Below are 21,209 nucleotides of genomic sequence, written 5' to 3' on the forward strand. Positions count from 1 at the left end.
GCCTGCGGCGGCGGTCGTCGTCGCGGTCGGGCTGTGGGGCGCCTTGACCGCCCTCGCCGCGGCCTTGATCGTCGCCCCCGAGGCGCTCGCGGCGCAGGCCGGCGACGCCGGCGCGCTTCCCGTCGGGGCGATCTCGGTCGGCGCCGCGCTTGTGACCCTCGGCGCGTTCGCACTGGGGCTCCTGGTGCGGCCGCCCTCCGGCAGCACCGCGGCCGAGGCGGCCGACGAGACGCCCAGGCCCATGGCTGGGACTTCGGAAACACACCGCCGCTTCGCCGCAGCCCTCGACAACATGTCGCAGGGCCTCTGCATGTATGACCGGCATAACATGCTGCAGCTGGTCAACCGCCGCTTCTGCGAGATCTACCGCATCGACCCTGCCCGGATACGCCCGGGAATCTCGTTCCGCGACGTGATCGCCGCCTCGATCGCCTCCGGCAATCACACCGCCACCGATGTCGACGGGCTCGTCGGCCGGCGCCTCGCCTTCGTCTCCCGGCGCGTGCGCGCGACCTCCTTCCAGGAACTTGCCGACGGACGGGTGATCGCGATCTCGCACGAGCCGCTCGGCGATGGCGGCTGGGTCGTCACCTACGAGGACATCACCGAGCGCCGCCGCGCAGAGGCGCAGATCACCCACATGGCGCGCCATGACGGGCTGACGGGCCTGCCCAATCGTACGCATTTCCGCGAGCGGATCGAGGCGGCAGCCGATGCCGGCGTACCTTTCGCCGTCCTCACGGTCGATCTCGACGATTTCCGGGCGATCAACGAGGCGCACGGCTCACAGGCCGGAGACGCGGTGCTGCGCGAGACGGCGGCGCGGCTCATCGCCACCGCGCCGGAGGGAAGCATCGTCGGCCGCCTCGGGGGCGACGAGTTCGCCGTCATCCAGTGGCCGGTCGCCGGCCCCGATGCTGCCTCCTGCCTCGCCGAACAGCTCATCGGCGCGCTCTCCGCGCCGATCGACGCAGGCGGGGTGACGCTTGCCGTGGGCGCCTCGATCGGCATCGCGGTCGCACCGGGTGACGGGGACTGCGCCGACAGCCTGCTCGCCCATGCCGACCTCGCGCGCGACCTCGCGCGGCGCGACGCGCGCGGTTCATTCCGCTTCTTCGAGCCGGGCATGGATGCGCGGCAGCAGAAGCGGCGGCTGCTCGAGGCCGATCTCCGCCACGCGCTCGGGCGCGGCGAGTTCGCGTTGCACTACCAGCCCCTCGTCGCCGTGCCGGACGGCACCGTGACGGGTCTCGAGGCGCTGCTTCGATGGCGGCATCCGCGGCGCGGCCTCGTCTCGCCCGCTGAGTTCATTCCGCTCGCGGAGCAGCTCGACCTGATCGGCCCGATCGGCGCCTGGGTGCTCGGCGAAGCCTGCCGCGAGGCGATGCGCTTCCCCCCAACCATCCGCGTGGCCGTGAATGTCTCGCCGGTGCAGTTCCGCCGGCCCGGCCTCGTCGAGTCGGTGGCCGATGCGCTCGAGCGCTCCGGCCTTGCCCCGCAACGGCTCGAGCTCGAGATCACCGAATCGGTCGTGCTCGACGACAGCGACCTGACGCGCGAGACGCTGCATCGCCTGAAGGCGCTCGGCGTCCGGATCGCGCTCGACGATTTCGGCACGGGCTACTCGTCACTGACGACGCTGCGCAGCTTCCCCATCGACAAGATCAAGATCGACCAGAGCTTCACGCGCGACCTCGGCATCAGCCCCGACGCGCGCTCGATCGTCAACGCGATCGCGAGTCTCGGGCGCGCGCTCGAGATGAGCACCACGGCGGAGGGCGTCGAGACGGAGGAGCAGCTTGCGTGCCTCGCGGCGGAGGGCTGCGCCGAGGCGCAGGGCTACCTGTTCAGCCGCCCCCGCCCGGCCGAGGAGATCCCGGCCTTGCTGCGCACGCTCGAGGCGAAGAACGCCGCGCGTGCACAGCGCCTGGCCGGCTCCGCCTGCGACATCCTCATCCCCGTGGGCGCGACCGCGGCCTGACGCGGCGCTACGCCGCCTCCTTGGCCGCGCCGTCCTTTGCGGCGGAGGCGTCGTTCGTTCCGAAGTCGATCGGGCACACCCCGCCCGCGCAGTCGACATGCTCGCGGCCGACATCCTCCGCAGCCGCTTCGGCGATGGCCGCGGCGATCATCTCGTACTCGGCCTTCGTCACGGCCTGCTCGGGCTGGTACTCGTAGGCGGTGCTGTCGGTCTGCGGCATCACCGAGCAGGCACGCACCGTCGGCTGAAGCTGCATGATCGCGTCGCGGAACCCCGTGTAGTCGACGATCCTGGGGTCGTACTTCAGCGTGTAGCTGACCTGGTTGCCCGTATCGGTCGCGAGCGGCTCGCCCGCCTCGTCGACGCCGCGGATCCAGTATTTCTCGAGAAGCTGCAGGTAGCGGTACTGCTCCTCGGGTGTCGCCTCGCCGGCGGTGACGAGCTTGTCGGACAGACCGAGCTCGTCGGCGAGGCGGACGATCTCGGGCTTCGTCGGGAAGCCGACCACAGTGGTGCCGCGATAGGTGGTGAGGCTGCGCACCGGATAGCCCTTCGCGCGGTACTCCTTCACCATCGGATCGTCGTTGCGGAACTGAACCCAGCGCAGGTACTCGCGCATCGAGGGAAGATGCGCGCCCTCGGTCAGCCCGAACAGCTTGCTCGTGGTGCCGGCGGGCTTCATCGTCGTGTCGGTATGCGGCCGCGTAACGCCGAGCGCTGCGGCGTAGCGGGCCGCCTCGTCCGCAACCGCGCGCTTGAAACGCGCCATCGTCATCCAGAACGGCTTCGAGCGCGCCTCGTCGACAAGCTCCTTCCAGCCATAGCCGAAGCGCTTCAACGCGTATTCGTGCAGGCCGGTGATGCCGACACCGATGCGGTTCGTCCTCTGCGTCTCGGGCCTGTAGAGGCAGTCCATCAGGTTCACGCGGATCAGCGCGCGGGCGGCGGCGCGGAACGCGGCCTCGGCATCGTCGTCATCGGCCGCGTGGTAGGGCACCACGTCGGCGATCACGCAGTAGCCGCCGAGCATGAACAGGCTGATCTCGCCGCAGGGATTGGTGATCTGCGTGTAGCGGCTCGAGCGTGCGCGGGAGACGAGGTCGCCCAAGAGCGCGTGGCTCTCCTCGTCGGCGCGGTACTTGTCGCTGCCCATGAAGAGCGTGCCCGAGGCATAGGCGTCGAGCCCTTCGTCGTTGGCGACGAGCTTGTCCTGGTTGATGAAGCCCGGCTCCCCCGTGCCGTCGTCATAGGCGGCGCGCACGGCGGCCTCGAACACGGCATGGGCATGTGCCCATTCCTCGCGCGTTTCCGCGCTCCACGCGGCATCAGGCTCGGCGCGCCGAACATGCTCCCAGAACGCGGCATCGACGGTGATGGAATTGTTCGACGACCAGAGGAACCCGCCGCGCTTGACGGAGATGAAGCCAAGCACGGAACGATCGCGCCAGGTCTTGGTGCTCATCCGCGCCGAGCGGCGCGCGCCGCCGACGAGCACGCATTCGGCAAGATAGTGATCGACGAAGAGTGCCGCGCGCCACGGCTCCATGCCGGAGCCGCGCACCATCGCGACACGCGCGAGCGCCTGCATGTAGGGGCCGGGGCCGGAGGCAGGGCGGCCCTGCATGCCCATGATCGGCGCGCCCTTCGGCCGCACCTTGGTGAAGTCGAGCAACACCACGTCGTCGCGTCGCCTCTCGAAGGCCATGCGCTCGACGAGCTCGACTGCCTTGGCCCACCCCTCGCGCGAATCGCCAACCTCGTGAACCACGATCTGCCCGTGCGTGGCGTAGAGATGCTCGGCGTCGCGGCGCGTCAGGAACCCGGTGATGATGCCGGCCTGCACATCGGCGTGCGACCAGTCGATCACCGGAACGACCAGCGGCATGTCGCGCGCCCAGTCGACCGCCATCATCTCGTCGTCATAGGCGCGGCCGACGCCCGAGCCGTTCAGCAGGAGCAGGTAGCAGAGGAAGCTCGTCGCGGCTGTGGAACAGTTGGTGAACACCTCCATGTTCCGCTGCGGCTGCGTCGCGTCGCCGTGCTGGAGGTGCCGGCCACTCATCAGCAGCGAAGCCTGGCGAAGATGGTGCCGCAGCGTCGCCCGCTCCGCCTCGCGCCATTCCGCCCGCGGCTCGAGCAGCGCGTTGCCAAGAGAGACGCGCTCGGCCACGTCGGCCCAGGCCTCCGTCTCGACGCGCCCAACCGCGCCGATCCAGCCTGAGACCGAGACGTCGTCACCGTGCTCGACGAAGAACTGCCCCTCGTACGCCCAGCCCTCGCGGCGGGCCCAGGCCGTGAGCTGGCTCTCGAGCGAGGACGAATCGTCGCGCGACACCACGAAGGGCACGCGTTGCGGGGTCGGGAAGCGGCGAACGATCCGGCGGTTGATCGTCCTGTCCGCCACCGCCTGGCCCATGCCCGGGGCATAGGTGCGTGCCGGCGTCTCGCCCCAGGGAAGCAGCGGCTGGGACAGGAGCGCGGGCGGCACGGGCTGGATCAGCGTCATGGTGGGGACCTCGGCGGCGGCGGATTCGGGATGTGAAGGATAGGCGACGGGCTTCAAGGTTGAAAACTACATAAAGGGTCCGAGCGTTTGCTTCGCCCCTAGATGTTGCGTTGCTGCCACGCTGACCCGCAAGCCCCTGACATGGCGCGATGTTGCATGGCAGCAGGGGCGCTGCTACGCCGCGGCCACCCTGGAGGAGCATCGCCATGACAGACGCCCCCGCCGAACCGACCGTCCTGTCCGAGGTGACGCAGGGGGTGGGGCGACTCGTGCTTAACCGGCCGCGCGCGCTGAATGCGCTCGACCGCGGGATGATCGACGCCGTGTCCGCCGCGCTTACCGCATGGCGCGATGACCCGGCGGTCGCGCTGGTGACGATCGAGGGTGCCGGCGGCCGCGCCTTCTGCGCGGGCGGGGACGTTCGCGCCGTTCGCACGCTTGCGCTCGCGGGCGAGACGGAGGCGATCGAGGAGTTCTTCGTCGCCGAGTACGCCGTCAACCGGATGATCGCCGAGTATCCGAAGCCCTATGTCGCGCTGATCGACGGCATCTCGATGGGTGGGGGCCTGGGCCTCTCCATCCATGGCAGCCACAGGGTGGTGACCGAGCACGCCGTCATGGCCATGCCGGAGACCGCCATCGCGCTGTTCCCCGACATCGGCGCCACCTATTTCCTGCCGCGCCTGCCCGGGCAGACCGGCATGTATCTCGCGCTGACGGGCGCGCGCGTCTCGCCTGGCGATGCGATCCATACCGGTCTTGCGACGCATTACGTGCCGCGCGGCGCGCTCGAGTCGCTGAAGGCCGGACTCGGGCGCGAGGGGATCGACGCCGTCGCCCGCCACGCCGCGCCACCGCCCGAGAGCCTTTTCGCCGCGGAGCGCGAGGCGATCGACCGCTGCTTCGCCGGACCGAGCGTGGCCGCCATCCTCGCCGCGCTGGAAGCGGAGGGAAGCGATTGGGCGAAGGCCACGCACGCGACGCTGCTGCAGATGTCGCCGACCTCTCTCTGGGTGAGCTTCGAGGCGATCCGCCGCGGCGCGTCGATGACGCTCGCCGAGTGCCTGGCGATGGAACTCGCCTTGACCCGCGGGGTGACGCGGCACCCAGATTTCGCGGAAGGCGTGCGCGCTCAGGTTATCGACAAGACGCGGGATCCGCGCTGGACCCCGGCGAGCGTCGAGGCGGTTGACCCGGCCGACATCGCCGCGCTCTTCGCGGGGCGCTGGCCCCGCTAGAGGCGGGCGCGGGCCGGCGGCTGCGCCATCGCGAGCGCCAGAAGGTCGGCCATCGCGTTGTCGGAGGACGCGATGGCCAGCTCCGTCGCGCCCGTGGCATCGCGCCTGCGGAGGGCGGCAAGCAGCGCGCGATGGCTCTCGACAGACCGCGCGAGCCGCCCCGGCCCGAAGCCGAGGCGCAGGCGAAGCGCCTCGACGAGCGCCCAACTCCGCTCCATCACCGAAACGGCATCGCGGTTCCTCGCCGCGGCGAGAAGCGTGCGGTGAAAACCCTGGTTCTCCGCCATGGCCGCGGCGGCATCCCCCGCCGCGGCGGCCGCCTCGAACCGCGCCTCGATCGCCTCGAGCGCGTCGAGATCGGCCTCCGAGACATGTCGGACGACGTCGGGCATCAGCACGCCGAGCACTGCCGCGCGGAGGCGGTAGATGTTGCGGATGTCCTGCGGCGACAGCGCGCGCACCCAGGCGCCCCGGTTCGGGTGCGCCTCGACCAGCCCCTCGCCCTCGAGAAGCTTAAGCGCCGCGCGAACCGGCGTCGCGCCGACGGCGAGACGCTTCGCGAGCGCCGATACGGTCAGCTTCGACCCAGGGGCAAGTGCCCCCTCGACGATCATCCGCCTCAACCGGGAGAGGACCCTGTCCTCCGTCGTCACGTCATCTTCGCTCGTCATGGCCCCTTGATCCTGTCAAGTTGACGAGATTAGATAAAATTCATCGGGAAGGAAACGTATGCGCGTCGCCGCTGGCCAGTTCCGTGAGCTTACGCAGGAGGACCTCGCCTTCGCACGGCAGATCGGCTGCGCAGGCGTGACGATCAACAAGCCCGATTTCGACAGCCAGGCCTGGACAGGGTTCCTCGGCAAGCAGTTCACGGCCGCCTCCGGCCCGCGTGCGCCGACGCGCCGCTTCTCCGCGCTCGAGCTCGCCACGCTGCGCTCGGCCGTGGAGGCGCATGGGCTCGTTCTCGAATGCATCGAGGGCGTGCCGCGAAACCTCCTCGATCGCGTCATGCTCGGCCTGCCCGGCGCGGAGGAGCAGGTTGAGGACTTCAAGGCGACGATCCGCGCCATGGGCCAGGCAGGCATCCCGGTGCTCGGCTACAACTGGATCCCCGACGGGGTGTGGCGCACCACGAAGGCCGATCACGGCCGCGGCGGCGCGCTCGTCACCGGCTACGACGACAGGCTCGGGCAAAGCATCGCTACCGGAACATTGCCTCCGCGTGACGAGCAGGCGATGTGGGCGAACTGGGAACGCTTCATCGAGGCGGTGCTTCCCGTCGCCGAGGGCGCGGGGGTGAAGCTCTCCCTCCACCCCGATGACCCGCCCGTTCCCGAGCTCGACGGCGTGGCCCGCATCTTCCGCGACGAGGCCGCTCTCGGCCGCGCGCTCGCCTTCGCCGACAGCCCGAACCACGGCCTAGCCTTCTGCACCGGCACGCTTGCGCAACGGAGTGCGGATGGGATGATGCACGCGCTCGGGCGCTTCGCCCGCGCCGGGCGCATCCACTACGTGCATCTCCGCTCCGTCGCGGGTGCGCTGCCGCGCTTCACGGAGGCCTTCATCGACGAAGGGAAGGTCGATGCAGTGGCGGTGCTGGAGACGCTCGCCGAGGCGGGGTTCGACGGGTTCGTGATCGACGATCACGTGCCGCATGTCGTGGGCGACACGGTGTGGGGCCACCGCTCGCGCGCCTACGCCACCGGCTACATTGCGGGGATCATCCGCGCACTCGAAAGAACGAAGGGGAGGATGGGATGACGGTCACACCGAAGGGGCTCACGCGCCGTGCGGCACTGGCGCTGCCGGCAATCGTCGCGGCGGCCGGGGCCTCGGCGCAGGGGCGAACGCTCCGCGTCGTCGTTCCCTTTCCTCCCGGCGGCACGTCCGACCTGATCGCACGGCTGGTGCAGAACGACGTCCAGCGTCTCCTCGGCCAGCCGGTCGTGGTCGACAATCGCGGTGGTGCCGCTGGCAACCTCGGCGCCGACCATGTCGCGAAATCCGCGCCCGATGGCGCGACGGTGCTGCTGACCGACCCGGGGATCCTCACGACCGCGCCGGCGCTGTTCTCGCGGCTGACCTACAATCCCGCAACCGATCTCGCGCCGGTGACGATGCTGATCTACGCGCCGTACATCATGGCGGTGCATCCCTCGGTGCCGGCGAACAACGCCGCCGAGCTCGTCGCCTATGCCCGCGCCAATCCAACGAAGATCAACTTCGCTCATTCCGGCGTCGGCGCGGTGAACCACCTCACCGCGCTCGTCGTGGTTCAGCACTGGGGCACGGAAGTGACGGAGGTGTTCTATCGCGGCGGGATGCAGGGCATCCAGGCGGCGATCGCGAACGAGAGCCAGATGGTCGTCAATGGCGCGACCGCGACGCTGCCCTTCGTGAAGGATGGCAAGCTCCGCGCCATCGCCGTCACCGGCCCGCGCCGACTGCCCGACATCCCCGACGTGCCGACCTTCGCCGAGCTCGGCTGGCCAGCTGCCGAAAGCGGCATCTGGCAGGGGCTCCTTGCGCCAGCGGGAACGCCCGCGCCGACGGTGGACAGCATCTACCAGGCTTTCGCCGCGGCGCTGAAGGAACCGGCAACGCAGGCACGGCTCAACACGCTCGGCGCCGAGGTGCGCGCCGAAGGCCCCGAAAGCTTCCGCGCCTGGCTCGCGCGCGAGACCGAACTCTGGGGCGGCGTGATCCGCGCGCGCGGCATCAAGCTCGACTGATTCCGGCTACCGTCCCGCGAGGATCAGCACCACGCCAGCGACCACGAGGACGAGGCCGGTCACGTCCGCCCGCCGCACCGCCTCGCGCAGGTAGAGCCGCGAGAAGGCGAGCGTGAACACCATCTCGACCTGCCCGAGCGCGCGCACCAGCGCGACGGGCGCGAGCGCGAAGGCTGAGAACCAGCACGACGAGCCGCAGGCCGACAGCAACCCGACCCAGGCGGCGCTGCGCCAGGACGCGAACGACAGGCGGAACTGCTCCGGCTCGGCGCGCGCGAGCCAGGCGCCGAGCATCAGTGTCTGCAGCACGTTCGTCACCAGAAGCGTCGCGAGCGCGCGGAGGATCGGATCCTCCCCGGGAAGCGCGAAATTCGCCATCTTGAAGAACACGGCGGAGAGCGCGAACCCCGCTCCGGCGCCGAGGCCGCACAGGGCGGCGGGCTGGGCCACGCCGCGCGCGAGCTCGCCGAGCGCCATTCCTTGCTTCGGCAGCGACAGGACGAGCACGCCCGCGACACCGAGCGCGATGCCGCCCCAGGCGAGCGGCGAGAGCGCCTCGCCAAGGATGATCCAGGCCGCGACCGCACCCTGCACCGCCTCCGTCTTCGAGTAGGCGGTGCCGACGGCAAAGTTCCGGTAGCCGAAGGCGCGGATGAGAAGCGAGGTGCCGATGATCTGCGCGAGCCCTCCCGCGGCGCAGAGCAGCACAAACCAGGCATGCGCCGCGGGCGGCACCTGCCCTGTCGCGCCGCTCCACGCGGCCAGGAACAGCGCTGCGAAGGGCGCGCCGTAGAGGAAGCGCACGAAGGCCGCGGCGTTGACCGAGAGCGCGCCGCGCAGCTTCTGCTGCAACGCCGTGCGCCATGTCTGGAACAACGCGGCCGAAATCGTGATGGGGATCCAGAGATCGGCCCCAAACATCAGCGACGCACGGCTACAGCCGGACGCGGCCCCAACCGGGATCGCAGCGGATCATGTGGCCGAGACCGGAGCGGGAGAGCATCGTCTCCGTCTCCGCCGCGGCGGCGGCAAGGACATCGGCCTCGTCGACGCCCTCGACCACGCGCTCGCGCATCCGGATTCGGCCATCGACGATCACGTCGCGCACATCCGCCCCGCCGGCGAAGAACACCAGCCGGTGCACCGGCATGTTCGGCGGATAGGCATGCGGCGTGGCAAGGTCGACGGTGATCACGTCGGCCTTCTTCCCCGGCGCGAGCGAGCCGATGGCATCGGCCATGCCGAGGCCCCGGGCAGCATCGGTGGTGATCATCTCGAGGAGCTTGCCCGGCGGCATCATGCGCTCATCCCGCGCCGCGCGCTGATGCAGCCGCGCGCACATCACCATGTGGCGGAACATGTCGGTACCGCGATCGGGCGCGGTGCCGTCGGAGCCGATCATCACCGTCACGCCACGGTCGAGCAGAAGCGGCACGGGGCAATGGCCGCGCACCTGCGCGATGGCGGTCGGGTTGTGCACGATCGAGACGCCGGTACGCGCCGCGCTGTCGATGTCCTCGTCGGTCAGGTCGGTGCAGTGGCTGTAGAACGCGTCCGGCCCGTTGAGGCCGAACATGCGCTCAGCCATCGCGATGGAGCCCTTCTGGTGGCCGTCCTGGTGGAACAGCGTGCCGGCCTTGCGGCCCAGGTCGCGGACGATCCGTCCCTGCCTTTCGATCAGCGCCACCTGCGCGGGGTCATGCTTCGCCTCGCGATAGACGGGCATGAGCGTGGCAATGGAAAGCCGCCCGTCCTGGCTTCCATGCAGGCGCTCGATCAACGTGCCGATCACCTCAGCTTGTTGCTCGAAGCTGACAGGGTGGTCGTTGCGGCGCGGCCCGTCCCAGGTCGCGTAAGGGCGCGGGTGCGGCGGCCGCGTGGGCCCGACGGCGACGATCGCGCGGATGCCGATCTCGGCAACGCCCTCGGCATGCGCCTCGCCATGCGCGGGATCGTCGACGCGCATCACGCTGTCGCCGCCGCCGAGCAGCGAAACGCCGGTGGTGACGCCGTTCTTCAGCCGCTCGAGCGCGGCGAGCCGCGCCTCGGCCTTCCAGAAGGAGGGCGAGGAGGCAGTCGTGTAGATGATGCGGCAGGCTTCCGACCACGCAGCGCTGTCGCCGCCGCCCATCGTCTTCACGAGCGCATGGCCGGCATGGGCATGGCCGTCGATCAATCCGGGCAGCACCGCCCTGCCCTTCGCCTCGATGACGGTGCGCGCGCCGCCATGCGCGGCCTCGACCTCGGCACGCGGCCCGACGGCGACGATCCGGTCGCCGCTGATGGCCACCGCGCCATCCTCGATCACGCGGCGTGCCTCGTCCATCGCGACGACGGTGCCGCCGCTGATCAGGATGTCTGTCATCGGTGTTCCCGTCAGGGCATGCGAACGAGCCAGAGGCGCAGGCGGTTGTCCGGACCCTGCGCGAGCTCGACGCCGCGCTTGGAGGCCCAGACGATCGGCTGCTGGTGCAGCGGCACATGCGCGATGTCGCGGCGCTCGAGGTCGAACGCCTCGCGCATGATGGCGCGGCGCTTGGCCTCGTCGGTCTCGCGGCTCGCGGCCTGCGTCAGTTCGTCGATCTTCGGGTTGGAGTAGCGCCCGCCGTTCAGTCCGCCTGTGGTGGCAGACTTAGTCTGGATCACCTCCGACAGCACGTACCACGCATCGGCAAGCGGCAGCCCGGCATGGCCAAGCATGAACATCGAGACATCGTGCTGGTTCACGCGGCGCGACCAGACGTTCAGCGGCTCGATCTGCGGCTGGACGCGGATGCCGACGCGCCCGAGCATCGCGATCGTCGCGAGGCAGATGCGCTCGTCATAGACGTAGCGGTCGTTCGGGCAGGAGAGGCCGACGGAGAACCCCTCCGGGTAGCCCGCCTCGGCGAGAAGCTTCTTCGAGGCCTCGGGATCATAGGGGAAGAGGCGCTGGTTCAGGTCCTGCGGCGCGCCGGTGAGGAAGGGGCTCGCCATCATCCCTGCGGGCCAGGACTGGCCCCGCATCACCTGGCGCTTGATCGCCTCGACGTCGATCGCCTGGTAGATCGCCTGGCGGACGCGGATATCCTTGAACGGGTTCTTGCCCTTGACGTCGCTGTAGAGAAGCTCGTCGCGGTGATGGTCGAACCCGAAATAGATCGTGCGAAGCTCCGGCCCCTGCACGATCTGGAGGCGCTGGTCAGCCTCGACGCGCGCCATGTCCTGAAGCGGCAGCTCCACCGTCGCGTCGAGCGCGCCGGAGAGCAGCGCGGCCGTGCGCGTCGCAGCGCTGCGGATCGGCTGGTAGATGACCTCCGTCAGGTTGTGCGCGGGCTTGTCCCACCAAGTGGTGTTCGCCTCGAGCACGGTGCGCGTGTCCGCCTCGCGCAGCTTCAGCCGGAACGGTCCCGTTCCGTTCGCCATGCGGCTCGCGGGGCTCTCCTGCCGCTCGGAGAGGTTCGAGGAGGTGGTGGCGTTGTTCTTCTCCGCCCAGGTCTTGCTCATGACGAAGAAATGGGTGAGCGAGGAGAGCAGCACCGGGTAGGGCTGCGAGGTGGTGAACTCGACGGTATGATCGTCGATCTTCTTCACCTCCGTCACCGGCCCGATGGTGCGGCGCACGAGCGCGCCCTGCGTGTTCATCCGCTGCCAGGAGAACACCACGTCATCGGCCGTGAAGGGCGAGCCGTCATGGAAGGTGACGCCGCGGCGGAGATGAAAGCGCCAGGTCGTCGGCGTGACGATCTCCCAGCGTTCCGCGAGCGCGGGCTCGATCTCGATCCGCGCGTTGTGGCGTGTCAGGCCCTCGTAGATGTTGTTGGCGAAGGCGTTGGTGAAGGTATTGTTCGACGCGTGCGGGTCGAGCGTCATGATGTCGGAGCTGAACGCCCAGGTGAAGCTCTTCGCCTGAAGCGGCGCAGCGGCAAGCATGCCCGCCAGCACCGCCGCACCGAGACCGATCGCACGCATCGCCCGTCTCCCCGTTGTGTCGGGGATGAGCGTGGTCCGGCGCGCTCCTTCCGTCAATCAGCCTGACGCGTCAGCCGAGCCGCGGGTCGAGCCAGGAGCGTTCCATCCGCACCCAGGGCCGTTCCTCCGCCACCCCGCCGCGAAGCGTGCAGCCGAGGCCGGGCCCATCGGGAAGCGCGGCACGCCCGCCCGTCGCTGCCGGAACGTTCCCCGCCATGATGCCGGTGAAGAGTGGCGTCTCGCCGAACTGCACCTCGAGCATCGCCGCGTTCGGGATGGCAGCGCAGGCGTGCACCGAGTGCGCGTGGCAGACGGGGCCGGTGGGGTTGTGGGGCGCGATCTCGATGCCGTGGGCGAGCGCGAGCGCGGCGATCCGCCGCATCTCCTCGTGGCCGCCGCAATACTTGATGTCGGGCATCAGCACGTCATAGCCCTCCGCCGCGATCACCGGGGCGAAGCCTGCGAGGCCGGCAAGCGTCTCGGCACCGGCTAGCCGCATGCCGCGGTCATTGGCCATGCCCCGCAGGCGGCGGATCGCGGGGAGGTTCGCCTCCGCGACCGGGCATTCCACCCAGAAGAGCGAGAACCGCGCGAGATCGGCGATCGCCGCCGCTGCCCCGCCCGCGGAGAAGCGCCAGTGGCAATCGACCATCACCTCGATGCTCCGGCCAACCGCCTCGCGCACGGCCGCGACCCGGTCGAGCCCCTGCGCGTAGGCTGAGCGGAAGCCCGGATCGGACGCATCCTCCCACACCAGCGGGTCGAACGGCGCGAGCTTGACCGCGCCGAACCCGTCCGCCACCGCGCGCCGCGCTGCAGCGGCGAAGCCGTCGGGCGTCCGTTCGGCCACGCCTCGGTTGATGTTGGCGTAGAGGGCGACGCTGTCGCGAACCGCGCCGCCGAGGCGGAGATGGATGGGCTCTCCCGCGCGCTGGCCATCGAGGTCCCACAGCGCCTGGTCGAGCGCCGAGATGACCGCGTGACGCACGAGGCCGGCAGGCGCGTGCGGCAGCACCCGCGCAAGCGCGTTGCGGTGCCGTGCATCCGCGCCGGCGAGCGCGCGGGAGAGGCGTTCGACCTCGCCAGCGAGCGCGGCCTCGTGATTGGCGAGCGTTGCCTCGCCGATGCCCGTACGCCCATCCTCGGTGGTGACGACCAGGAACGACCAGTTCGTCTTCGGCGTCACGTTGACGCCGGCGAAGCCGACCTGCGCGATGCGCAACGCATCTACTCCTGGGCGAGGTTCTTCTCGGTCACGAGCCGCTGCCATTTCGCGATGTCAGAGCGGATGCGCTCGTGGAACTGCTCGGGCGTCGAGGCGCGGGTGAAGCCGCCGATCAGCCTCACCTTCTCCACCACGTCCGGGATCGCGGAGATCTCGACGCACGCCGCATGCAGCGCATCGATGACCGGCCGCGGCGTTCCCGCCGGCGCGAGAAGCCCGAACCAGGCGATCGTCTCGAAGCCGGGAAGCCCGCTTTCGGCAACCGTCGGGACGTCCGGGAGGTCCGGCGTGCGCTCGGCGGAGGTGACGGCGAGCGCGTGCAAGTCCCCACGCCGGATGAAGGCCATGGCGGGGGGAAGGTTCACGAACATCACCGGCGGCTCGCCGGAGACGAGCGCCTGGAGCCCCGGCCCCGCGCCCCGGAACGGCACATGCTGGAGATCGACGCTAGCGAGCGACTTGAAGAGCTCCATGGTCAGATGCGCCGAGGTGCCGGGCCCGCCGGAGGCGTAGTTCAGCTCCCCGGGCTTCGTCTTGGCGAGCGCGATGAGCTCGGCCACGTCCTTCACCGGAAGCTTCGCCTTGTTCACGACAAGCACGTTCGGCGCTTCGACGAGAAGGCTGATCGGCGCGAAGTCGCGCGCGATGTCGTAGGGCAGGTTCCGGTAGAGGGCGGCGTTGATGCCATGGCTGCCGGCATTGCCCATCACCAGCGTGTAGCCGTCATTCGGCGCGCGCACGGCCGCCTCCGTGCCGATGCGACCGCCCGCTCCGGTCCGGTTCTCGACGATGAAGCCCTGGCCGAACTTGCGCTCGAGGTAATGGGCGTAGAGACGCGCGATGCTGTCCCCGCCATCGCCGGGCGCGCTCGGCACGATCACGCGCACCGGGCGCGTGGGGTAGGCCTGGCCAAGCGCAGGCATCGCCAGGGCAACGCCCGCCGCCGCGAGAATGCTACGCCGTCCGATCATTGTCGTTTCCTCCCAAAGGGCCGGGCGAGTGTCGCGCCGCGCCCAGCAGCGGGCAAGTCAGGCGCCGGTCTCTGGCAGCGTCACGAGCACGACGGCGGCGATCTTCCAGGTGCCATCCCCCTGCCGCTCCATCGTGTAGAGGGCGAGGTGGGCGCGCCCGTCCGGCCCGCGCAGAAGGAGCCGCTGCACCACCGCGCCGTTCTCGACCGCGATCTCCCCGAACCGCATCGCCTGCGGCCGGTACACCGGCGCGTAGCCCGACCGCACCATGCGCATGAAGATCTCTGCGGTAGGGAACAGCGCCTTCACGTTCGGCGCGGCGAACGCGTAGGCCGCAGGCCCGTCGTCGCGGCGGAAGGCGCCGATCTGCGCCGCAATCACCCCCTCGATGGCGGCACGGTCGGCCGCCGCCACCTGCGCCCTGACGGGCACGGCGAGGACGATCAGGGCGAGGGCAGCGCGGCGCTTCATGCTGGGCTACTCTGCCGGAAGGAGCGGACAAACAGAAGGAACGCGGCGATGAGCGACGACATCGGCATCCTCCGGCAGAGGACGATCGAGGCCGCCTTCGCGAGGGAGCTGCATGCGGAGATGGCGGCCGAGCTCGGCGAGGAGAGGGCCACAGCCATCCTCGCCCGCGCCGTGATCCGCATGGCCAAGGCCGCGGGGGCGGAGTGGGCCAAGAAGGCGCCGGGCGGGCAGACGACCATCCAGAGTTTCGTCGATACGCTGCCGGCCTGGACCAAGGACGACGCGCTGCGCATCGAGGTACTGAAGCAGACCGAGACCGAGTTCCACTTCAACGTCACACGCTGCCGCTATTCCGAAACGTACAAGGCAATGGGCATCGGCCATCTCGGCGCCGCGCTGTCCTGCAACCGCGACGGCACGTTCTGCGAGGGATACGACCCACGCCTGAAGCTCACCCGCACGCAGACGCTGATGGGCGGCGCGACGCATTGCGACTTCCGCTACAGGCTCGAGCAGGACGCGTGACTGCCTACGCCGCCGACCCGGAGGCCTATGCGCGGGCGATGGGGCGGCTTTCGCGCCGGCTCGCCGCGCCCTTCCTCGACTTTGCCGGAGTGCCGGCGGGAGCGTCGGTGCTCGACCTCGGTTGCGGCACGGGCAACCTCGCCGCCGTGCTGGCCGAACGCGACCCGGCATCGCGCATCACCGGCATCGACATCGCGCCCGGCTTCATCGATGCCGCGCGGCGCGCCGTTCCCTCCGCCCGGTTCATGCTGGCGGACGCGATGGCCCTGCCCTTTCCGGGTGCCGCCTTCGATGCGGGCCTCGCGATGCTCGTGCTTCCTTTCCCGCCGGAGCCGGATGTCGCTGCGGCCGAGCTCCTCCGGGTCGTCCGCCCGGGAGCGGTGGTCGCCGCCGCGATGTGGGACGTCACGGGCGGCATGCCGATCTTCCGCCTGCTCGCCGACACGGTCGCGCTTGCCGTCCCCGGCGGGCAGGAGATGCGCGACCGGCTCTACCGCGTGCGCCTGACGCGGCCCGGCCGTCTCGCCGCGACGCTCGCCAAGGCCGGGCTGGCGGTCGAGCGCGAACAGGAGATCACGATCCGCGTTGACTACCCCGACGGTGCGAGCTTCTGGCGCGCCTGGTCGGGCCATTCCGGTGTGCTCGGGCCGTTCCTCGCCGCCCTGCCGGACGAGGAGCGCGCGGCGGCACGCGAGGCCGTGCTCGCCGCCTACCGTTCCGGCAGCCCGGACGGGCCACGCAGCTTCACCGCCACCGCCTTCGCCGTGCGGGGAAGGAAACCGGGCTGAACCCTATCTCGGCTTGAGGATTGCATCGCCCTCGACCGTCGCGGCGATGGGCACCTCGGACGGCTCCGCCGAGGGGGGCGTGCGCGCCGCCTCTGCCGAGGCGGCAGCCATCGCGCGCGGCATCGGGGGCGGCATGGCGAAACGGCCGGCATCGACGCGAACCTCGCGGAAGCCTGCGAAGCTCATCCCCATCACGCCAGCGAGGCGCTCGGCCCGCTCCTTCAGCCCGGCGAGGGCTTCCGCCGTCACCGCCTCCCGCTCGCGCCGGGCGAGCGGCCGCGACACATCGTAGGACAGGCGGCTGATGGCGAGCCCCTGGCCCTGCAGCGTGCCGACGAGCTCGAGCAGCGCCGGCGCCGCGTCGGTCGCGGAGAGGCGGATGTCCTGGCTCGACAGCCACTGGTCGCGGCGCTCTCCCATGCGCCCGGTCCAGTAGCCCCCGGTCGAGACGGTGACGCCCTGCGTGGCGCGGGCCCGCTCGAGCGCTGCGGCGACCTGGCGGTTCACCTGCTCCTGCACCGCGGAGACGGAGCCGCCCGTCGCCTGCGCGCGCAGCACGGCGACGAGCTGGTCGGCGCGCACGATGCGCTCGGCCGTCTCCGACAGGCGAAGCAGCGTCTCCTGCTCCGCAAGCGCAGGCGAGGCAGAAAGCAGGGCGGCGGCCAGGATGAGAGGTCTGATCACGGCGGTCCTCCGGGTACGGGCGGGATGATGCTCGCGCCACGCCGCGGCGCCATCATGGCAAGGCCCATCAGGCAAGCGCGAGCGCCTCGGCCAGCGAGAGCGGCGAGTCCTCGACCCACGCCTCGGCGATCGCCGTCTCGGCCGCGACATCGCCGCGCGCGAGGGGGTCGCGCGCGGTCAGGCGGTGCTCGAGCACGAGCCGCGCCAGGGTCAGGCGGCGCGCGTCGCCCCGCATCTCGGCGAGCCGCGCGCCTTCCCAGGCGAACAGCACCGCGGTCGCGGCATGGTAGAGGCCCGAGGAGGCCTGGCGGTTCAGCATGCCCTCGCCGACGGACGCGGCTTCCTCGGCGAAGGCGGCCGCGCGGTTCAGCGCCTCCGCCACGGGGCCGGCGACGGGAAGCGGCACCTCGGCCAGACGTTCCGTCAGGGCGGCGACGAAGGGAGCAAGGCAGCCACCACGGCCGACGGCGCGGGCGATCGCGTCCTCCGCGACGACGTTGCTCGTGCCTTCCCAGATCGAGCCGAGATGCGTGTCGCGCACCAACCGGGCCTCGACGAAGTCCTCGATGTAGCCGTTGCCGCCGCGCATCTCCATCGCATCGCCCGCCACCTTCCGGGCATCGCGGCAGGCGCGGAACTTCAGAAGCGGGGTTGCGAGGCGAAGCACCTTGGCGGCCTCCGCATCTCCGGCATCGGCGCGGCCCATCACGTCGGCGGCAAAGAGCGTGAAGGAGAGCGCCTGCTCGGCCGGCAGGCGGATCTTGAGGAGCTGGCGCCTGGCGCTCGGATAGTCGGCCACGCGGCGACCGAACGCTGCCCGGCCGGCGGCCGCGACCGAGGCCTCGATCAGCGCCCGCCGCATCATGCCCGCCGCCCGAACGCCGTTCGAAAGCCGCGAGACGTTCACCATCTCGAGCATCTGCGCGAAGCCGCGCGTCACGTCCCCGACGGGATAGGCGACGGCGCCGTCGAGCACCACCTCGCCCGAGGCCATCGATCGGGTGCCGAGCTTGTCCTTCAGCCGGACGATCCGCCAGCGGTTGCGGCGCCCGCCGGGCAGGGTGCGCGGCAGCAGGAACAACCCGAGCCCCGCGGTTCCGGGCACGCCGCGGGCGCGGGCAAGGACGAGCGCGGCATCGCAGCCGGCGTTCGAGCAGAACCACTTGTCTCCGGTGAGGCTCCAGGTGCCGTCCGGCAGCGGCGTGGCGATCGTTGCCGTCGCGCCGACATCCGAGCCGGCCTGCTTCTCGGTCATGAACATCGCCCCCGTTGCCCAGGCATCGGGGTCCTGGCTCGAGAGCGCGGGCACCCAGGTCTCGGCGAGGGCGGGGTCGAAGCGGGAGAGGACGCGTGCCATGGAATCGGTCATCGAGATCGGGCAGAGCAGCCCGAACTCGGCCTGCGCGAACAGGTACTGGAAGGCGTATTTCGCGATCGGCGGCAGCTTGCCTGGCCAGCCGAGCACCCCCTCGCGATGGCTCATCGCCGCGAGGCCGAACCGGCCGAGGCCGATCTCCTGCATCGCGCGATAGGCCGGGTGATGCTCGACCGCATCGATGTCGTTGCCGAACCGGTCACGATGCACGAGTACGGGGCCGTTCCGGTCGGCCTCCCGGGCGAGCGCATCGAGCCGGCCGCCGGCAAGCGTGCCGAGCGTCTCGAGATGCGGCTCGAGATGGGCACGGAGCCCCTCGTCCATCCAGAGATCCAGAAGCGGGCCGAGGGCACCATCCGCCCGGTACAGGTTCAGGCCGGCGGCGTCGGAGGCGATGCCGCCCTGGGGCGGCTTCCCGGGAAGCAGATCATCGGGCATCGTTTCCCCCTCGATATTTCTTGACCTGGATCAGCAACCGGGCTCACGGAGACTCGTTAGAATGCCACCTCCGGGCAGAGAGAACGAGGAGCCAGCCATGTCACGTTTCCGCAATGCGGCTTTCGCCGCCACTGCAGCCGTCTTCGTGGCCACCGCCGCGACATCCGCCTGGGCGCAGGCGGTGCCCGGAACGGGCGGCCGCGTCCAGTGCGCCTCCGTCTCGCCGGGCGATGCCGGGCGTGAGGAGTTCATCGTGTTCTTCCCCGTCGGCTCCTCGACGCTCGACCCTGCGGCCCGCGCCGTGGTGGAGCGTGCCGCCAGGCAGGCAACCGCGACGTTCAAGACGGAAATCTGCCTGATCGGCCGCACCTCGCCCACCGGCTCGGCTCAGGCGAACCAGCGCCTCGCCGAGCGCCGCGTCCAGACCGTGCGCAGCGGGCTGACCTCGCGCGGGGTAAAGGCCGAGACACTCGGGTCCTACGTCCCGGCCGCCGCGTTCGGCGCAAGGCGCGACCAGGCGGAGAACGAGGCCGACCGCAGCGTGACGATCATCTTCGTCCGGTAACGGGCAGCCATGCCGGCGCCGCTCCCTTGACGCGGCGCCCGCATGGCCAGACGCTCCTTTCGGCAACAATGCCGGGAGGACAATGATGCACCGCCGGATTTTCCTCGGCGCCGCGGGCGTGGCCTTCGCGCTGCCCGCCGGAGCCCAGGCCGATTTCCCGAGCCGCCCTCTCCGCCTGATCGTTCCGTTCGCGCCAGGGGGCTCGTCCGACGTGATGGCCCGCCTCGTCGCCGGCCACATGGGCAACACGCTCGGCCAGTCGATCGTCGTCGAGAACCGGGGCGGTGCGGGCGGCAATATCGGCGCAGAAGCCGTCGCCCGCGCCGCGCCGGACGGCTACACGATCGGCACCGGCTCGGTCTCCATCCTCTCGATCAACAAGCATCTCTACGCGCGGCTGCCCTTCGACCCCGACAAGGATTTCACCCCGATCGGCCTCGTCGGCGTGCTGCCGAACATCCTGATCGCACACCCCTCCGTGCCGGTGACCGACCTTGCCTCGCTGATCGCCTACGTGAGGGCGAACCCAGGCAAGCTCTCCTACGCCTCGACCGGTTCGGGCACGTCGCAGCATCTCGCTATGGAGATGCTCAAGACCGCCGCGGGCCTCGACATTCCCGCCGTCACCTACCGCGGCAGCGGCCAGGCGATCCCCGACCTCGTGGCCGGCCGTGTCGAGCTGATGGTCGACACGATGGTGACGGGTGCTCAGCTCGCCCGCGAGGGCCAGGTCCGCGCCATCGCGGTGACGACGGAAGCGCCGTCCCACCTCGCTCCTGACATGCCGCGCGTTTCGCAGACAATCCCAGGCTTCGACGCCGGCTCCTGGCTGGGCATCATCGCGCCGGCGGGGGTTCCCGCCCCTGTGGCACGCAAGCTGGAGGCAGCTGTCGAGGCTGCGGTGAAGGACCCGACGGTGGCACAGCGCCTGCGCGACCTCGGCGTGACGCCGACCCCCCTGGTCGGCGAGGCCTTCGCACGCTTCGTCGCGGCAGAGAGCGCGAAGTGGGGCCCTGTCGTTCGCGCCTCCGGTGCGCGGGTGGAGTGAGACGATGACCGACGCGACCACGGCGACCGTCACCACCCTTCTGCTGAAGAAGCATGGCATCCGCTCCGCCCATTGCGGCGGGCTGACGGCGCTCGACCCCGCGCGCTGTCGCTTCGTGGGCCGCGCCGTCACCGCCCGCTACGTGCCACTCAGGGAAGATCGGCTTGCCGAGCAGAGCCTCTCCAACGCCAACGCGCTGATGCACACGATCCTCGCCTCCCTGAAGCCCGGCGACGTGCTGGTGCTGGACGGAATGGGGGTCGCCGACACCGGCCTGATCGGCGACGTGATCGCCGCGCGGCTGAAGGCGATCGGCGTCGCCGGCGTGGTGGCCGATGGCGCCGTGCGCGACGCCGCGGAGATCAGGGGTCTCGGCCTGCCGGTGTTCTGCAAGGGCGCCGCCCCGCCGCCATCCTTCACCAGGCTCATGCTCGCAGACATGGGCTGCCCCGTCGGCATCGGCGGGGCGACGGTGTTCCCCGGCGACACGATCATGGGCGACGAGGACGGCGTGGTGGTGCTGCCGGCCGCGCTTGCCGGCCCGATCCTGACCGAGGCGGCCGAGCAGGACGCGGCCGAGAAGTGGATCCGCCTCCGCGTCGAGGCCGGCGAGGTCCTGGCCGGGCTCTACCCGCCGAGCGAGGCGACGATGGCGCAGTACCGCTCCTGGGTCGCTGCCGGAAGCGACACGGCGAAGCTCGTGCCGTGAGG

The 21,209-nt window shown here is 70.6% G+C and carries 19 protein-coding genes; 9 read left to right on the forward strand and 10 right to left on the reverse strand.

Going from position 1 to position 21,209, the window contains the following annotated elements:
• The coding region (locus FIF60_RS05200; RefSeq protein ID WP_204251116.1) for a putative bifunctional diguanylate cyclase/phosphodiesterase at positions 1-1,981 on the forward strand (1,981 nt) is incomplete at its 5' end.
• 7 nt (positions 1,982-1,988) lie between these two features.
• Here FIF60_RS05200 and FIF60_RS05205 read toward each other — a convergent pair.
• The gene (locus FIF60_RS05205) at positions 1,989-4,487 is read right to left on the reverse strand and encodes a ribonucleoside-diphosphate reductase (protein ID WP_144184567.1); all 2,499 of its coding nucleotides are present in this window, start codon (positions 4,485-4,487) and stop codon (positions 1,989-1,991) included.
• A gap of 206 nt (positions 4,488-4,693) precedes the next feature.
• Here FIF60_RS05205 and FIF60_RS05210 point away from each other — a divergent pair, with 206 nt between their 5' ends.
• Positions 4,694-5,725, forward strand: coding sequence for an enoyl-CoA hydratase/isomerase family protein (locus tag FIF60_RS05210; RefSeq protein WP_144184569.1), 1,032 nt, complete (start codon positions 4,694-4,696; stop codon positions 5,723-5,725).
• Here the strand turns inward: FIF60_RS05210 and FIF60_RS05215 are convergent.
• The gene (locus FIF60_RS05215) at positions 5,722-6,396 is read right to left on the reverse strand and encodes a GntR family transcriptional regulator (protein ID WP_144184571.1); all 675 of its coding nucleotides are present in this window, start codon (positions 6,394-6,396) and stop codon (positions 5,722-5,724) included. The genes FIF60_RS05210 and FIF60_RS05215 overlap by 4 nt on opposite strands.
• A 58-nt stretch (positions 6,397-6,454) precedes the next feature.
• On the opposite strand from FIF60_RS05215, the gene FIF60_RS05220 reads away from it, so the two are divergent.
• Together FIF60_RS05220 and FIF60_RS05225 are read left to right on the forward strand one after the other, a co-directional pair.
• Entirely contained in the window at positions 6,455-7,486 is a 1,032-nt protein-coding gene (locus FIF60_RS05220) for a mannonate dehydratase (RefSeq protein ID WP_144184573.1), read from the forward strand.
• Positions 7,483-8,457, forward strand: a complete 975-nt coding sequence (locus FIF60_RS05225; protein WP_144184575.1) for a Bug family tripartite tricarboxylate transporter substrate binding protein — start codon at positions 7,483-7,485, stop codon at positions 8,455-8,457. Before FIF60_RS05220 ends, FIF60_RS05225 begins: the two co-directional genes overlap by 4 nt.
• Before the next feature lie 6 nt (positions 8,458-8,463).
• On the opposite strand, the gene FIF60_RS05230 is transcribed toward FIF60_RS05225, so the two are convergent.
• From FIF60_RS05230 to FIF60_RS05255, 6 genes are all read right to left on the reverse strand, one after another.
• On the reverse strand, positions 8,464-9,378 hold the full coding sequence (locus FIF60_RS05230) for an EamA family transporter (RefSeq protein WP_144184577.1): 915 nt from the start codon (positions 9,376-9,378) through the stop codon (positions 8,464-8,466).
• A 13-nt stretch (positions 9,379-9,391) separates the two neighbouring features.
• The gene (locus tag FIF60_RS05235; protein WP_144184579.1) at positions 9,392-10,822 is read right to left on the reverse strand and encodes an amidohydrolase family protein; all 1,431 of its coding nucleotides are present in this window, start codon (positions 10,820-10,822) and stop codon (positions 9,392-9,394) included.
• Positions 10,823-10,833: 11 nt separating this feature from the next.
• A complete protein-coding gene (locus FIF60_RS05240) occupies positions 10,834-12,408 on the reverse strand; it encodes an ABC transporter substrate-binding protein (protein WP_239451497.1) in 1,575 nt (524 codons plus the stop codon).
• Between the two features lie 70 nt (positions 12,409-12,478).
• Entirely contained in the window at positions 12,479-13,630 is a 1,152-nt protein-coding gene (locus FIF60_RS05245) for a mandelate racemase/muconate lactonizing enzyme family protein (RefSeq protein WP_158639070.1), read from the reverse strand.
• Between the two features lie 5 nt (positions 13,631-13,635).
• Complete coding sequence (locus FIF60_RS05250) at positions 13,636-14,604, reverse strand: Bug family tripartite tricarboxylate transporter substrate binding protein (protein ID WP_144184583.1); 969 nt, start codon at positions 14,602-14,604, stop codon at positions 13,636-13,638.
• Between the two features lie 57 nt (positions 14,605-14,661).
• A complete protein-coding gene (locus FIF60_RS05255) occupies positions 14,662-15,075 on the reverse strand; it encodes a DUF4864 domain-containing protein (RefSeq protein WP_144184585.1) in 414 nt (137 codons plus the stop codon).
• 48 nt (positions 15,076-15,123) lie between these two features.
• On the opposite strand from FIF60_RS05255, the gene FIF60_RS05260 reads away from it, so the two are divergent.
• The gene (locus FIF60_RS05260; protein ID WP_144184587.1) at positions 15,124-15,600 is read left to right on the forward strand and encodes an L-2-amino-thiazoline-4-carboxylic acid hydrolase; all 477 of its coding nucleotides are present in this window, start codon (positions 15,124-15,126) and stop codon (positions 15,598-15,600) included.
• Entirely contained in the window at positions 15,597-16,388 is a 792-nt protein-coding gene (locus FIF60_RS05265) for a class I SAM-dependent methyltransferase (RefSeq protein ID WP_144184590.1), read from the forward strand. Before FIF60_RS05260 ends, FIF60_RS05265 begins: the two co-directional genes overlap by 4 nt.
• A 3-nt stretch (positions 16,389-16,391) precedes the next feature.
• On the opposite strand, the gene FIF60_RS05270 is transcribed toward FIF60_RS05265, so the two are convergent.
• A complete protein-coding gene (locus tag FIF60_RS05270; protein WP_158639071.1) occupies positions 16,392-17,072 on the reverse strand; it encodes an SIMPL domain-containing protein in 681 nt (226 codons plus the stop codon).
• A 67-nt stretch (positions 17,073-17,139) separates the two neighbouring features.
• On the reverse strand, positions 17,140-18,885 hold the full coding sequence (locus FIF60_RS05275) for an acyl-CoA dehydrogenase family protein (protein WP_144184594.1): 1,746 nt from the start codon (positions 18,883-18,885) through the stop codon (positions 17,140-17,142).
• 97 nt (positions 18,886-18,982) lie between these two features.
• Here FIF60_RS05275 and FIF60_RS05280 point away from each other — a divergent pair, with 97 nt between their 5' ends.
• The 3 genes from FIF60_RS05280 to FIF60_RS05290 all read left to right on the forward strand — a co-directional run bounded on the left by FIF60_RS05280 (position 18,983) and on the right by FIF60_RS05290 (position 21,207).
• Complete coding sequence (locus FIF60_RS05280) at positions 18,983-19,450, forward strand: OmpA family protein (RefSeq protein WP_158639072.1); 468 nt, start codon at positions 18,983-18,985, stop codon at positions 19,448-19,450.
• 85 nt (positions 19,451-19,535) lie between these two features.
• The gene (locus FIF60_RS05285) at positions 19,536-20,498 is read left to right on the forward strand and encodes a Bug family tripartite tricarboxylate transporter substrate binding protein (protein WP_158639073.1); all 963 of its coding nucleotides are present in this window, start codon (positions 19,536-19,538) and stop codon (positions 20,496-20,498) included.
• Between the two features lie 4 nt (positions 20,499-20,502).
• Entirely contained in the window at positions 20,503-21,207 is a 705-nt protein-coding gene (locus FIF60_RS05290) for an RraA family protein (RefSeq protein WP_144184600.1), read from the forward strand.
• Positions 21,208-21,209: the final 2 nt, after the last annotated feature.

The organism is Elioraea rosea (assembly GCF_007644105.1).
Taxonomy (GTDB): domain Bacteria; phylum Pseudomonadota; class Alphaproteobacteria; order Acetobacterales; family Acetobacteraceae; genus Elioraea_A; species Elioraea_A rosea.

Excerpts from the sequence above, each read along its gene's own strand:
- FIF60_RS05205 (WP_144184567.1), bottom strand. The coding sequence starts at position 4,487 with ATGACGCTGATCCAGCCCGTGCCGCCCGCGCTCCTGTCCCAGCCGCTG.
- FIF60_RS05210 (WP_144184569.1), top strand. The coding sequence starts at position 4,694 with ATGACAGACGCCCCCGCCGAACCGACCGTCCTGTCCGAGGTGACGCAG.
- FIF60_RS05215 (WP_144184571.1), bottom strand. The coding sequence starts at position 6,396 with ATGACGAGCGAAGATGACGTGACGACGGAGGACAGGGTCCTCTCCCGG.
- FIF60_RS05220 (WP_144184573.1), top strand. The coding sequence starts at position 6,455 with ATGCGCGTCGCCGCTGGCCAGTTCCGTGAGCTTACGCAGGAGGACCTC.
- FIF60_RS05225 (WP_144184575.1), top strand. The coding sequence starts at position 7,483 with ATGACGGTCACACCGAAGGGGCTCACGCGCCGTGCGGCACTGGCGCTG.
- FIF60_RS05230 (WP_144184577.1), bottom strand. The coding sequence starts at position 9,378 with ATGTTTGGGGCCGATCTCTGGATCCCCATCACGATTTCGGCCGCGTTG.
- FIF60_RS05235 (WP_144184579.1), bottom strand. The coding sequence starts at position 10,822 with ATGACAGACATCCTGATCAGCGGCGGCACCGTCGTCGCGATGGACGAG.
- FIF60_RS05240 (WP_239451497.1), bottom strand. The coding sequence starts at position 12,408 with ATGCGTGCGATCGGTCTCGGTGCGGCGGTGCTGGCGGGCATGCTTGCC.
- FIF60_RS05250 (WP_144184583.1), bottom strand. The coding sequence starts at position 14,604 with ATGATCGGACGGCGTAGCATTCTCGCGGCGGCGGGCGTTGCCCTGGCG.
- FIF60_RS05255 (WP_144184585.1), bottom strand. The coding sequence starts at position 15,075 with ATGAAGCGCCGCGCTGCCCTCGCCCTGATCGTCCTCGCCGTGCCCGTC.
- FIF60_RS05260 (WP_144184587.1), top strand. The coding sequence starts at position 15,124 with ATGAGCGACGACATCGGCATCCTCCGGCAGAGGACGATCGAGGCCGCC.
- FIF60_RS05275 (WP_144184594.1), bottom strand. The coding sequence starts at position 18,885 with ATGCCCGATGATCTGCTTCCCGGGAAGCCGCCCCAGGGCGGCATCGCC.
- FIF60_RS05280 (WP_158639072.1), top strand. The coding sequence starts at position 18,983 with ATGTCACGTTTCCGCAATGCGGCTTTCGCCGCCACTGCAGCCGTCTTC.
- FIF60_RS05285 (WP_158639073.1), top strand. The coding sequence starts at position 19,536 with ATGCACCGCCGGATTTTCCTCGGCGCCGCGGGCGTGGCCTTCGCGCTG.
- FIF60_RS05290 (WP_144184600.1), top strand. The coding sequence starts at position 20,503 with ATGACCGACGCGACCACGGCGACCGTCACCACCCTTCTGCTGAAGAAG.